Origin of the sequence: Vibrio sp. 10N.247.311.13 (assembly GCF_041467595.1) — a bacterium.
Lineage (GTDB): Bacteria > Pseudomonadota > Gammaproteobacteria > Enterobacterales > Vibrionaceae > Vibrio > Vibrio crassostreae_C.
In genome coordinates this window covers 230,392-244,656 of the sequence record NZ_JBFSUX010000002.1, presented here as the reverse complement: position 1 = coordinate 244,656, position 14,265 = coordinate 230,392, and the positions used below count along the sequence as shown (strand labels likewise).

The window sequence follows — 14,265 nt, the reverse complement described above, 5'->3', positions numbered from 1 at the left end:
TAGATGATCTGATCGTAGCTTTAAGCATTAGTTCCCTGATTTAGGAAACAAAGCCCTAATAAGGGGCGAAGATAGCTGTTTTCTAAAAAAGCCATCATCTAATAAAGCCAAGATCCAAAACTCGCCGATCTAGAAAAGATAAATTCTGATGAGGCTCAAACCTCACCAGAACCGTATTCGCAGTGAATGACTTACTTCTTCTTCACGGCTTGCTTGATGGCCATTTCAGCCAGTTTTGGTGTCGCCGCTTTCAATGCGCTGGGTGCCACCTTCTTACCCACTTTGACTGCTTTATTCAGTTGACCTTTAACTGACGTGCCTCTTTTCATGGCTTCTAAACGTTGGCGGTTTCTCTGCACGTTATTTGCGTCAGCGATACGCTCGATCAACGTCTGCCTTAAAGTATCTAAACCAAACTTTACCTTGTCTGGCGCAATCGCCAGCGGCAAAGCAATGTCCGGCAGCAGCAGTGTTTGATTGTATTCGAGCGCTTGAGCAATGATCTTCGCTTTGGTCGATGTTGGATTCTCTAAGTCATACGGTGGCTGCCAATCGTCTACAGGCTTTAATCTGTCTACCTGATTCACAACCGACACCACAATCGGTTTCTTGCGTGAGATGTTCTTAGGATCGTCATAGAAAGCATCAAATCTATCTTTCAATTGCTTATCCAAATCACGTGCAGACTGATTGGCTTTAAGCACCCATAGCACCACATCCGCTTGGGTCATCTCTTTCAGCATTAAGGCTTCGGTTTTAGGATTGCCATCAAGCCCCTGAAGATCAACAACGCGAACATCATTGTCGTCGACAAACGCGTTATACACCGTTGAAGTGTCGGTTGATGGCAGCACATCCACTTCTGCAACCAACTCTTGCTTGAGTGCATTGATAAGTGAAGATTTACCCGAACTGGTTTGTCCCACCAGCACGATTCGCACAGGCTCTAGCTCTGGAGCAAAGCGTTGTTCGTCGAGTTCAGAAACATCAGACACTTTAAGTGCCTCATCTTCAATGCTGAAACGTCCGCTGTAGAGGTCAATCGCCACCGCCGCAACTTCATCTAACAAGGCTTGTTTGGCGGCGTATTGCATGTCATCAACCACACCCCTTGTCATCGTTGCTGTCGCTTGTTCTCGTCCTAAATCAGAAATCACCTTGAGTGGATTCAAATACAAGTTTTTAAGGTGGTTACCCCAAATAGCCGCTTTGAAGATCTTCTGTTCTAGCTCACCGTATTTATCGTAGGCTTCGTAGCCCGCTTTGATGTAAGAAACCTTGAGATACTCAATGCCGGGGATATGCTCTCGCACTACCAATTTGTAGCGTCGGCTGACCTCTTCGAACAGCTTTAGCCCTTCAGGAATCGAAAAATCGAGTGATTTCTTATCAAACTTTTTCGCAACAAATTCAAGTACCTCTAAACCGGTTTGGTCTAGGTTACCCCACTCTATGTCGACCATTAATTGTTGGCGTACATGGTGTTTTGAATCATTCCAGATCGACAGTTCTTTTTGAGACCAATCAGCCGAAGCCTTAACCAATGCATCGTTGATATCAGCTTTTTTATGCTGTGATTCAGCTTCAGCAGTATCCTCGCCAAGGCCGCCACTCTCTTTATTCGAGAAAGACTCTTTATTTGAAGAGCGGCTTGAAGAACGGCTAGAAATGAATAAAGGAATGGTGAACACCAAGGTACTCACGGCAATGGCAATCGACATTTCGAGTAGATAACCGTATTTGATCGCCAAGAAGACACCAAAACCCATCATGATAATGCTTGGGAAGATCGCCGAAATCAGGGCAATGCCCCAGCGTCCGCTCGATAGCACCGCCAGTAATCGAAATAGGTTTCTAATTTTCTTCATAACCCGACGCCGCCTTTCCTTTTTTCAGAGATTCTTTGTAGATCTTCTGCATCTCTTGTTCAGACACTTCTTCACCTTTGTTCTTATGATAGAAGTAAAAACAAGCCGCGCGACCCAAACCATAAGAGGTGCCGAAACTCATTGCCGCTGCAGTCACCGCACCTACCGTTTGACCATAAACTGGAATCAGCTTTATCAACTGTCGAGTGCCCAGCTTCATTCCGTATTGCAAAGCAAAGCTGCTTCCCAGAGTGCCTATCAACTCACTAAAGACTCTCTTATTCCATTCGACCCCATATTGATTGGCCAAGCTGTGAAGCATTTTGGCTTGAATCGCAGGTACCGACACCAAACCAACACCCGGAATCAGGTCACTCGCTGCGGCACTTCCTGCATACCAAAGCACTTCGTTTTCTACTTGATCAAAGTTGGCTTCTTCTTGCGTGGAATGTTCTTTGTCTTGCACCATCATTCCTATCACCGGAAGAATACTGCTCAGCTTTTCTAACAAGATGTCATAGTTGTAAACCGCTTCGCTGTTAGACATAGCGTTGTCATCCGTTTCGAAATCGACCGCTACCGATTCAAACTCTTTACCCCAAGCCTTCTCTACTTGGTTGGTGTTGAACTGAATTTGCCTTGCTCGATCTGGTTCACTGGAAGACAACACCGCCGTATGAAGCAGCAACAAGTGTTTAATCTTCTTCTGTTTCTTAATCTGTTTTAGAGCCGTAAGCACAGCGGATTGTTCAGGTTCGTCGGCTTTCATTACAACGACTAACGCATTACCTGCCTGACCAATCTCTTCCAAATCCTCTTTCGCATCGTAATTCGCTTCGCTGAGTCCTCTGGTATCAAGAAACCTCATCACGGGTTTGTCTTGCGGAAACTCATACGACATCGCCGTCATGGTACAAGGCGCAAAACCATTGCCCACTTCTACAGAAGAGTCGCCCGTGACCGCTTGAATAAACGATGACTTGCCCGCCCCCGTTTTGCCCAACAGCCACAATGTAGGAAGATGCTTGCGCTGATATTCATGAGCCTGAGTCAAGTCTGGGTTCTTGCTCGGATTAATGAAGTCTTTTATTTGATCAAACATGTTTAGAGTAACGCTCACTTGATGTTGAGATTCGAGTTGATGACAAAGCAATACTGACTTATATAATCACAAATCATATTAAACTTATGTTTGTTCAGTCGCACAGGTTTACAATGCCTAAACGCTTGTTTTTATTTGCGCGCTCATTTTTATAGACGCTTTTTTATACGTACGGGTATCATCGTATTGATTCGGGTACCTAACGAACATCAACAAACACAGAGAGCTCAAAGAGAAGTATGGAACAAATTTATTTAGCTGGCGGCTGCTTGTGGGGTGTACAAGAATTTATTAAGTACGTTCCTGGTGTTATCAGCACAGAAGCAGGCCGTGCTAATGGAAGCGCCCAGCCAACAGAGAACAAAACGACACAAAGCGACGGCACACAAAGCGATTACAATGGCTACGCGGAGTGCGTACAAATTGAATTTGATCCAAACATCACGTCAGTCACGATTTTGATGGAACACTTGTTTGAGATTATCGACCCTTACAGCTTGAATAAACAAGGTGTCGATGTCGGAGAGAAATACCGCACAGGTGTATACAGCACTAATGCAGAACACTTAACCGAAGCTAAGCACTATATTTCTTCAAGAGATGATGCCGACCGTATCGCTGTTGAGGTGTTGCCGTTGACCAATTATGTTGCCAGCGACGACATCCACCAGCATCACTTAAGTGACTTCCCTGAAGATCACCACTTATGTCATATCCCTTGGGATCTACTGCATAAGTATAAATCACAGTAGTCTCGACGTAAGATTGAGATGATCACGACCTAAGATCGATAAAGCCTCAACAGACATTATCTGTTGAGGCTTTTTAAGTGTTATGGTCAGGTCAGGTCAGGTCAGCTATCGTGAATTGATTTGATAACTCATGCCATTAAACCATTAACCATTAGCCATTAACTAATAACTTACTTAGTCGTATTCTCAAGCACGTAGTCTGGACCCGCTGTTTCAGCTGTCACAACCGCAAGTTTAGACACGTCTGCGCCTTCACCTTGGTAAGCGTTAATGCCATTTTCTACAACGACTTTTGGTAGCTCAACCGAGTAGCCTTCGATCAGTTCAGAATCCGTTACTTGACCTACGTAAGTTTCGTCTGTGTAGGTTGCGCCAACTAATGGGAAGTCTTGCGTTGCACGGACACTTACAAACTCAGGTGACTGCGAGTTATCAACCACGTTGTGTTTGAACGCCACATCAACGCCCGCATAAATGCCTTCCACTTCTGCGTTGTCAAACAAACTTACACGGTGGCTTTGGTTGCCGTAAACAATACCCCACTCAGTATCAACTAGCGAGTTGTTCTCGATCGTGATGTTTTTCGGTGTCCACTGCTTATTAAGCTCTTTGCCTTTCACCGATTGATCTAGCTGCTCACCATTCGCTACGTCGATAATACCTGTGTTAATAACAATGCCGCCACGTAGGTCAGCGTTGCCTTCGATCAAACCATCGCGGCCTCGAGTGTTTGCAATGTAGTTATTGCGAATCACATGATCTTCATCGTAGATACGGACGCCGCCGGTTAGGCGCTTTCCATTGCCAAGAATCATGTTGTTCTCAACCGTGTTGCCTTTTCCGTGACGCAGTGAAATAAGCGCGGTGCTTTGGAAAATAGTATTACCTGAGATGATGTTGTCGCCCGACTTAATCGAGATAAGCTCACGCTCACCATCCATATCGATCATCAGGTTGTTCACGAACTTAGAACTTGAATCCCACTGTGAAGCTTTAGAATCACCAATACGGATCGCTTCCCAGCTGTTGCCGTTGTAACGAATCGCTTCTTTGATATCGAATTCATTGAATTGGTTAGGCTTTTGATCCATGAAGATATTATTTGCGATCAGGTGGTTGTCGGCTGTGTCATCTTTTTGTACACCGATCAAAGTGCCGCGTTTTTGCTTACCTTCGAAACGGTTGTTGATGACTTTGCCATCTTTACCCCATAGAGAAACCCATAGGTACTTTGGATACTCAGAACGACGCTCGTCTGGCTCGTACGTGTAATCATGGTTGAAGTAGTAGAATGTTGAGTTTTGCAGCGTGTTGCCATTACCCATCATACGTACTGCACCAAAGCGTTCGTTAGGACCGCCCTCAGTAAATACCAAGCCATCAAGCGTGATGTCATCGCCTTTCAGTTCAAACTGAATCAAACCAGTGATCCACGCAGAGCCTGCTTGCTCAGCCTTGATAGTGATGTCATTCGCCATGATCGTCACTTGACCTAAGTTCGCGTATTTACCGGCAGGGATAACCACTTCGTCGCCATCTTTTAGGTTTTCAAATTGTGCTTTAAGCGCAGCCACTTGCTCTTCCGAAGCAACGGCTAAAGTGTCGCCATCTACCTCTGTTAAGCGGTCACTGCTCAATAGGTAACTACGGTCAATTTCGCTAACAGCAGGCGTAGCTTGTTCAGCGACACTGACTACGGGTGCTGTTTTTTCTTGTGTTGTACAGCCTGTTGCAAAAGCGAGTGTGAACGCGCTAATAATGCTTACCGATAATAATTTTTTGTTCATCGTACATCTCACATTAAAGTTTGGATTATAAAAATGACGACCACCCGTTCAGGTGGCCGTGATGTTATTTAGGATGCGTATTAAATTAGCCTTCGGCTGGAGTCACTTCGTCTTGTTGCTCGACTTTGTCATCGACTGCTTTAACAAGTAACAGACCAACAGAGAACACAATCAAGCCACACAGAACGAATACCATGCGTCCCCACATTGGGTTTGGCAGTACGAACATAGTCATTACGCCCACACCCGCTACCGCGATAAGTGAACCCAACATACGACGTTGCTTGTTATCCAGTTTCTTCTGTTCATTACTTTCAGCAACTAGTGGCGTCGCTAGGTTGTTGAAGAACTTGTCTACGTCTTTCTCACGGTGCTCAGCAAGAGGCTTGTAGAACAGTGTTGAAAGAACAAAGAAGCCAGCAGTAAATATGATGTGACCGATAAGGCCGATAGCCACTTTCAGGTCAGCCCACTCACGGCCAGTTAGTTCATTTAGACCGAACCAGTTTTGAATCATGTCCGCAGTGATAACGAAACCAACGAAGTAAGAAACCACACCACCTACAACTAGCGTGCCCCAACCTGCCCAATCCGGTGTTTTACGGATGAAGAAGCCACAGAATGCTGGAATTGTCATTGGGAAGCCGATCAATGCGCCCACGTACATCATGGTGTCGAAAAGGCTCAGACCTTTAAGAGAGTTGATGAACAGAGCAACCAAGATGATCGCGATACCGAAGAAGGTAGACGTTAGTTTAGAAACAACCATTAGCTCTTTCTCTGTCGCTTTAGGACGAAGAATCGGCTCGTAGAAGTTCTTAACGAAGATACCTGAGTTACGGTTTAGACCTGAGTCCATTGAAGACATTGTTGCTGCGAACATAGCGGCAATCAGAAGGCCAACCATACCTGCAGGCATGTATTCTTGAACGAAGTAAAGGTAAGCGAAGTCAGCGGCTTTGCTGCCAGCTTCTGGGTAAGCAGCTGCTAAATCAACACCTTGACCAGCCATGAACCAAGAAGGCATGAACCAGATGATTGGACCAAGCGTCATTAGTACACAAGCAAGCAGTGCTGCTTTACGTGCGTTGTTTGAATCTTTTGCAGCAAGGTAACGGTAAGAGTTAAGCATGTTGTTGGTAATGCTGAACTGCTTTAAGAAGATGAACACAGCCCAGATGCTGAAGATGCTCATGTAGTTAAGGTTGTCACCCGTGATGAACGAATCCGTTGGGAAGTCGCTAATGATCTGCGTAACACCGCCACCGTGGTAAATAGCAACGACTGCACATGTCACCGTTACTGCCATGATGATAACCATCTGCATAAAGTCAGATGCGATTACCGCCCAAGAGCCGCCCGTCACTGACATCACCAGTACAACCAGACCCGTTAGGACAATCGTCGTTGTCATATCAAAGCCGAAGATACCCGATGCGATGATTGCTAGACCATTCAACCAAATACCTGCAGAGATAACGCTGTTTGGCATACCAGACCAAGTAAATACTTGCTCATTCACCTTACCAAAACGCATACGAATCGCTTCAATTACCGTCACAACACGCAGTTGACGGAACTTCGGAGCGAAGTAAAGGTAGTTCATTAGGTAACCGAATGCGTTCGCGATGAAGATAATCGCTACGGCAAAGCCATCGGTAAAGGCTTTACCTGCTGCACCAGTAAATGTCCAAGCACTGAACTGGGTCATAAATGCGGTTGCACCTACCATCCACCACAGCATATTACCTCCCCCACGGAAGTAATCACTTGTCGTACTTGTAAACGTTCGAAACATCCACCCTATCGCAATTAAGAATAGGAAGTAGATGCCAACTATCAGGGTATTGAGTTCCATCGTTAGACCTTTTATTTATGTTTTTTTGTTGAGGTCACTATAAATAAATGGCAAGTATATTTGTACTACAATAATCCAAATGCGTGACAATGATCTTACAGTCTGACACTCAATTAATCATACAAGTGATCGAGTTCAAAGTTGCACCACCTAGGAGCGCAATTCCTCAAGTCAGTGCAGTTATCCGCACTAAATTTCGACCAAAACCCCGAAAAACATGAACAAAGTCTCTAAAAATCGAAGATTCATCGTTAAAAACTATTATTCTTGACGATCAAAGCTTAAAGAAGAGCAGCAAAAATATCGTTAGATATAATTTATAAAAATGAATTAAACCAATATATTTGTAGTACAAATAAGATCGATAATTTGCTTTTAAAAGTTCCCTATATTAGGCAGCCAATAATGAAAACTTGAAAACCACTATTAGATACTGACAGGGATACACGGAAGTGAAATGCTTTTAACACACCCGTTACACTTTCCCCGTCCAATAAAAAGGTGTCATTATGAAGAAATACGTTCCAATCTTAATTGCTCTTAGTACGGTATCTTCTATGAGCTACGCAGCAACACCGCGTGAAGATGCTGTTGACTACTTACAGATGCGTAAAGGCGTGGCTTACCAAGTAAACCATTCAAAACCTTTCACTGGTCAATTTGAAGAGAAGTTCGATAACGGCCAAGTCGCGACCCAAGCTCAGTTTGCCGATGGCTTAGAACTTGGGCTAGAAACTAACTGGTATCCGAATGGCCAAGTCGCTTCTAAAGTGAATTACGTAAAAGGTGAACTGCAAGGCAAAGCTGAAACCTGGTATCCAAACGGACAGAAAAAAGCAGAACTCAATTATAAAGACAATGAACTATCAGGCACCGCCTCTCGCTGGTATCCCAATGGGGAACAAAGCTTGACAGCTGAATACAGCGACGGACAAAAAGATGGATTGGTAACGGACTACTACCCGAACGGTAATAAGGCCAGCCAAGCGAAGTTTGATGAAGGTGAAGTCGCGAACGGAAAACTTACTCGCTGGAATACTAACGGTGACAAAGTTGAAGAACTGACCTTTAAAGATCACAAAGTCACCTCTAAACAGGTGTGGATGCCTACAGAAAGCTAAGCCTCAAGAACAGCTCTCACGGAGCTCTTTGATATAACTAAACGCCTGCTGTTAAAGTTTGCAGCTACACGTCTGCAACTAAGAGACAAGAGAAGAGAAACGAACATTCATGTGATTAAGCGTGAATGTTCGTGGCTTTGATGCTGTAACAGACTCACTTGAGCGTGTTGTCATCAACCTAAAAGCCTATTCTTAAGCCGCGGTTTACACGCTTATTGAGCCGCACACGACTCTCTACTCAAATTTCAAATAAAAAAACGCTCATGTTGCCTGTATCAACATGAGCGCAAGGGTAGATCTTCGACTACCATCTCCTACCTTTCTAGATGAAAGCAGAAGTTATAATTAGAATAGTTGGGAGCAATAATCAAAATGCTTTCGCAAGCACTTCAACGATTTCTTCTTTGTCGCTGATGAGAACAACGGGTAACGATTCGAACCCAGTTCATTCCTATCAAGTTCATACTTATATAGCAGGCTATGTCACTACCTTGCCTACTACATTTCAAACCTTCTCTGATTGAGCTTTAAATCACCTCAAGTAAATGTCTCATGTTCTTAAAGCGGTGGATTTAATCCATTTAGCTTCAAGACCACTCTTACTTATTCGGCTTCACACCGTCTGTTCATGCAATCAACACAGCAAAGTTATGTGTTGCTACAGAAAGTTAGTAAATAATAATGTATTACAAATAAAAATGATATCTAAAGGTTCAATTTTTTGCTGTAGCGCACATTTATTGATGAACAAAACTCTTCAAAACCATTATCAACAGCCAAACAAATCACTAAAAAACATCAACTTAACGAAACAACTCGATTTTGTAACCCTTTGTAAATAGTGGTTTTGTCCTAACAACACGATCAAGTTCACAGATCATCACGCCTCGGATCGCTACCATATTTGTATTATTTAAATGCAAAACAAATTTGAAATAACCAAGAAATAATTTCAAAAACAAAATGCATTTAAGACAAGAACTACTCTATTTGGCTTGTAATTATGGCCAATACTCAACCATATAAATATGGAATTAATACCATGAATAAAACTAAAATCGTGATTGCTGTGGCATCTGTACTCGCTGCTGGCTCTGTATCTGCTGCGTCTTTCGATATGAGACACGAATACAAGAGTCATACAGATCAACACGCTACTCGTGTAAAACTTGGCGATAGCATTGGCAACTTCCTTGTAGATATCGAAGCGAAATTCAAGGGAGAAGACGGTAAATTCATGGAAGATTTGAAGAACAATGGTTGGGAGCTTGGTCTAAACTACCGTCATGTACTAAACGATAACTGGACAATGACTTACGGTATGCCAATTGAAGCTCGTGAATCTGGCGTTACATACAAGCCTCAAGTTCGTGCAACATACAAAGTGGATAGCGTTGATGGCCTAAGCCTAAGTGCTCGTTACCGTTACGATATGAGACAGAACACTAGCAGCTCAGAGTATCAATTCGATGACAATGGTGATGTTATTGTTGATAGTGACGGTGTTCCAATCACGGTTGATAAAAACGTTTCTAATCAACGTCGTCACCGTCTAACGGCAAACGTTAACTACTCAATGGAAAACTGGCGCTTTGGTCTAGAAGGTAACTACTACAAAGCGGATGGCTATGACATCTACGACAACGACGATACCAACTACGAGTTGAACGCAAGCATTCGCCATATTATGGGTCAATGGGCACCATATGTAGAGTTTGGTGATGTGAGCACTTCATCAACTAAAGCGACTCGTGAACTGCGTAGCCGTGTTGGTCTAACTTACAGCTTCTAATCGATAGCTACATGAATAATCTAAGATAATTACTGTCCTAATTTTCTAAGACCTAAACAAAAGCCAGCTTAATCGCTGGCTTTTTTTCCTTTAAAATCAGTAAAATAAGAGCCGCGCACTTGCAGCTCTTTTTCCTAGTGACTAATCCGATAGAGAAAGGCAACGGTCACATTATCGTTAGGCACAACTCGCTTCTGCTGAGCCAAAAACAATTCCGCTGTCGAAACGGCATCGGCTAATGCATTGTGGCTGTTGTACTCAGGAAGCCCGTACCTTTCGCGAGTCCCTGCCAAGGTTAAATCGACTTCTTCATGATTGCTGATCGCTTTCTCCATGCTTTTCTCAATACACAAGGTATCAAGCCAAAGCAGAGGAATCGCTCTTAAACCGTAGCAGCGAAGAAGGTATTGGCTAATGAACTTCTCTTCGACTACACACGCGTGCGCGACGATAATCTTGCCTTTCGCTGCTTCGAAGAAAGTGAGCATCGCATCATGAATAGATGCGCCCTCTTCCAGCATCTGTGGTGTGATGTGGTTAATCACCGCAGTTTCAGCGTTAATCTGAGAATCATTGTTCAGGTAGATATGCTTGGCAGAAGCCAAATCGATTCGTCCTTTCACCACATCGACCCATCCCATAGACAAGATAAGATCTTGTTCGCTGTCTAAGCCTGTGGTTTCGAGATCCAACACGATATAGTCGCTGTCTTTGGCCAAATCCGTCATTTCAGGGCAAGGCTGATCTACGAGATCATGTAACGCTTCTGGCAGCTTAACCGTACCCAAATATTGCTTACGCTTGCGTTTAATTCGTTCAAGCGGGTGAAAATAGTTTAGCATTCGTTTTAAACATTTATTAGTTGAACATAGCTTCATTAACGTGCTCCGAAACGAATTTTCGCCGCTTCTTGAAGGTCAGCAATGATCCTAAAGGCATCTTTCAAGTGTTTACGCTCAAAGCTACCAAAGCTATCTGGGTTGATGTTGTTGTCAGGCACATCCCCGTTCTTCAGCGCTTCAAGTTGATGGCCAAAACGGAAAGAGAGAATGAACTGGTAAGCACCCAGAATGTTCTTGAATGCATCGTCGCTCAGCATGCCTTTTTCATTGGCAGCAGCGAAACGTTCGTCAGTCGCCGACAAATCGCACTCCACAGCAAGGCCATAAATACGCGCTAAGTCGATAATCAAGTTGATCGCGTACTTCTTCACGTTCAACGTTTTCTTATTCTCACCTGACTTCTCTAGCACTAAGCTATTGAAGATGCCAAGTGGCGGGTTGGTATTGACCGCGTCTTTCACTAGCGTGCTTAAAAACTCACGGTTACCGCGAATATTGCTATGCAGCTCATCGCGCAGAATACCTTCGAACTCACTGTTGCCGTAGATAGTACGAATTTCTAGGAACACACTGATATTAAGCAAGCGTTCGTACTCTGGGTTAGCCACCCACTTCTTGTAGTAGTGCTTCCATACACTGAGTGGCTGACACCATTTTGGCGTCGCAGCCATGAATTTACCTGGACATAATGGGTAGTGACAGCTTGCTAAGCCGTTGGTCACCATCATCGCTAAGTGTTTGAAGTAAATACGGTCACTGTCGGTTGCATCGTCAGCAAGAACAATCGCGCTGTCTTGGTCCGACAACATGTGCACTTCATTACGTGCGTGCGATCCGGCTACGATCCAAGAGAAATCACACGGTGGTGGGCCTAACTTATCAATCGCTATTTGAATCAATCGACGGGTGTAGGCGTCCATAATCATGGTCATTACCTTGCCGACGGTTTCAGGCGCCACTTTACCTTCCACCAGCGCTTCAAAAATAGCTTGTCGCTCTGAGGTGAACGAAGACATGGTTTTCACGCTGCCCGCGTATTTGATTTTCTCGATCAAGAATATCGCTTGAACACGGTGGTTTTGAACCAAATGAGACGTAGTAAGAAGACCAACGACCTTATTCTCTTTCACAACGGGCAAGTTACGGATATTAAATTGCATCATGATAGAGGCCGCATGCAGCACCAGATCATCCGGTTTTACAGTAAGTGGAGAGTGCGTCATTACCTCTGAGATCAGGCTATCAGTACTCACGCCGTGGGCAATCACTCGCTTAGTCATGTCTCGGTCGGTGATCAAACCAACAATGGTTTCACCTTCATAGATCACGGCACACGGTGAGCGTTGATGAAGCATTTCAACCGCAACCGACTGGATGGTTTGCTCAGACTTAACAATTGCCACCTGCCCGCTTGCCACTTCCTCAACTTTACGAATGAACAGGCCTTTCTCTTTATTCGACCAGACCACATCCAGTGCCGACTTCAAGCGAACCTGCGCCTGTGAAGCAAAGTGTTCTGCGCAACTTGGAAAGGCTTTGAAAAGCGTTTGAAGTGCCGAGTGTGGAATCACATAAAGTAAGGTGTTTTCGATTGCGACAGCTCTATAGCCTTTTTCGTCGTTGACTTCAGAATCTAAGAACGTAAAGCCAAACAAATCTTCACTGCCTAGACGGGCACGAAGCACACCATCCGATTTTCGTTGCTCCATAGAGCCCGTTCGAATGATATAGAGCGATTTTTCCTTCCCAGACTCACACAAATCGACCACATCTCCCTTGCCGAGATAAGTAATTTGCACGTTAGAGGCAAGTTCGCGAAGTGCTTGTTTAGGGATCTTATCGAATGGGTCGATTTGACCTATGAATTGAAGAATATTTGGCAGTAGAGACTGGGGCATAATCACACTCACAATAATTTAATTAGTATTATTATATAACTTAAAATACTGGTTACTAGTGCTTTTAACGAAACAGCAAATAATAGATTAAATATTGGACACCAGTCAGGTTTTCATCAAATTTGGATGCAAAAAAAGCACGTATCAAACGTGCTTTTTAGAGGTCACTGCTGAAATTAGCTTTTGAATAACCGTAATTTTAACTTTGACTACCCTAGTTTTACGAGAATGCCCTCTCGTCGATAATGCAAAACGATCAAAGCTAAAATAACAGTGAAAACAATTAACTAGCGGCTGGTAATCTGTGGTTTGTTTCTAACAGGTGACTTGCTGACGCGTGGCGTGCTTTGTCACTATTACCTGCCATGATTGCTTCATAAATCTGGCGGTGTTCGTTAATACAAGTACTTCCCTCTTCAGAAGAGTGAGAAATAAAGTTAACAAACATGGTCGTTAAGATGTTACCAAATGGAAGATAGAAGTCGTTACCTGTTGCATTGAAGATCAGGCTATGGAACTTCATGTCGATATCTAGCCAACGCTTTTGATCAAGCGTTTCTTCGCTAGAAATTTCTACCATTTGTTGGAAAATACCAGACAGCTCAATGCGTTGTTCTGCACTCGCGAACTGAGCAGCTAAAGCACACGCTTCTGGTTCAATCGCGCGGCGTAAACCCAAAAACTGATGACAGAATTGGTCTGTATCGGCCAAACCGTCCATCCATTCGATCAATTGTGGATCTAAGAAGTTCCAGAATGCACGGTCAACAACGCGAGTACCGATCTTAGGACGAGATTCTAATAGGCCTTTTGAAGTCAGAAGCTTAACCGCTTCTCTTAATGCTGTTCTACTGATACCAAATTGCTCACACAGAGCCATCTCACCAGGGATAATAGAACCTTGAGGCAAATTGCCCGACAAAATACCACGGGCGATTTCACGTGCAACTTGCACATGAAGGCTTCGCTTAGAGCCTGAAATAGAATTGAAAGAGCCAGCCATGTGTCTACTTACCGATTAGATATGTATTATTTAACTCGGACTATAGCACTGATTTATATCTTCACCAACACAGCATCAGAATAACGTGAGGTCACTACCAATAAAGGCTGGAGCAATATTTCACAAACCTGCTCATCTTTAGGTTTATAAAACCAATTCAACCTATTAATTCATACAAATAGTTCTCATTTACTATTTCAATGTATGCGTGAACTCACAAAACCATCCTTACTCTCACTATT

At 43.8% G+C, this 14,265-nt stretch carries 10 protein-coding genes; 3 read left to right on the top strand and 7 right to left on the bottom strand.

Annotated features, from left to right (window positions below):
- Positions 1 to 191: 191 nt before the first annotated feature.
- Positions 192 to 1,868 (bottom strand): GTPase family protein, encoded by a 1,677-nt coding sequence (locus AB6E52_RS01980; protein ID WP_102320532.1) that lies wholly within the window; start codon positions 1,866 to 1,868, stop codon positions 192 to 194.
- Positions 1,855 to 2,970, bottom strand: coding sequence for a YcjF family protein (locus AB6E52_RS01975; protein ID WP_102320531.1), 1,116 nt, complete (start codon positions 2,968 to 2,970; stop codon positions 1,855 to 1,857). The genes AB6E52_RS01980 and AB6E52_RS01975 overlap by 14 nt, the downstream gene beginning before the upstream one ends.
- A 239-nt stretch (positions 2,971 to 3,209) precedes the next feature.
- Between AB6E52_RS01975 and AB6E52_RS01970 the strand changes: the two genes are divergently transcribed.
- The gene (locus tag AB6E52_RS01970; RefSeq protein WP_102320530.1) at positions 3,210 to 3,722 is read left to right on the top strand and encodes a peptide-methionine (S)-S-oxide reductase; all 513 of its coding nucleotides are present in this window, start codon (positions 3,210 to 3,212) and stop codon (positions 3,720 to 3,722) included.
- A gap of 170 nt (positions 3,723 to 3,892) precedes the next feature.
- On the opposite strand, the gene AB6E52_RS01965 is transcribed toward AB6E52_RS01970, so the two are convergent.
- Positions 3,893 to 5,509 (bottom strand): polysaccharide lyase 6 family protein, encoded by a 1,617-nt coding sequence (locus AB6E52_RS01965; protein WP_102320529.1) that lies wholly within the window; start codon positions 5,507 to 5,509, stop codon positions 3,893 to 3,895.
- 85 nt (positions 5,510 to 5,594) lie between these two features.
- Positions 5,595 to 7,367, bottom strand: a complete 1,773-nt coding sequence (locus AB6E52_RS01960) for a sodium:solute symporter family transporter (protein ID WP_017067389.1) — start codon at positions 7,365 to 7,367, stop codon at positions 5,595 to 5,597.
- A 509-nt stretch (positions 7,368 to 7,876) separates the two neighbouring features.
- On the opposite strand from AB6E52_RS01960, the gene AB6E52_RS01955 reads away from it, so the two are divergent.
- Both AB6E52_RS01955 and AB6E52_RS01950 read left to right on the top strand, forming a co-directional pair.
- Positions 7,877 to 8,488, top strand: a complete 612-nt coding sequence (locus tag AB6E52_RS01955) for a toxin-antitoxin system YwqK family antitoxin (RefSeq protein WP_017061462.1) — start codon at positions 7,877 to 7,879, stop codon at positions 8,486 to 8,488.
- Positions 8,489 to 9,530: 1,042 nt separating this feature from the next.
- Positions 9,531 to 10,280: an oligogalacturonate-specific porin KdgM family protein gene (locus AB6E52_RS01950; RefSeq protein WP_017069963.1), complete on the top strand. Its 750-nt coding sequence runs from the start codon at positions 9,531 to 9,533 to the stop codon at positions 10,278 to 10,280.
- 134 nt (positions 10,281 to 10,414) lie between these two features.
- On the opposite strand, the gene AB6E52_RS01945 is transcribed toward AB6E52_RS01950, so the two are convergent.
- The 3 genes from AB6E52_RS01945 to AB6E52_RS01935 form a co-directional block, all read right to left on the bottom strand.
- Positions 10,415 to 11,158, bottom strand: coding sequence for a 3'-5' exonuclease (locus AB6E52_RS01945; RefSeq protein WP_102320528.1), 744 nt, complete (start codon positions 11,156 to 11,158; stop codon positions 10,415 to 10,417).
- On the bottom strand, positions 11,158 to 13,020 hold the full coding sequence (locus tag AB6E52_RS01940; RefSeq protein ID WP_017069961.1) for a DUF294 nucleotidyltransferase-like domain-containing protein: 1,863 nt from the start codon (positions 13,018 to 13,020) through the stop codon (positions 11,158 to 11,160). Before AB6E52_RS01940 ends, AB6E52_RS01945 begins: the two co-directional genes overlap by 1 nt.
- A gap of 283 nt (positions 13,021 to 13,303) precedes the next feature.
- Positions 13,304 to 14,023: a FadR/GntR family transcriptional regulator gene (locus AB6E52_RS01935; RefSeq protein ID WP_102320527.1), complete on the bottom strand. Its 720-nt coding sequence runs from the start codon at positions 14,021 to 14,023 to the stop codon at positions 13,304 to 13,306.
- Positions 14,024 to 14,265 lie beyond the last annotated feature (242 nt).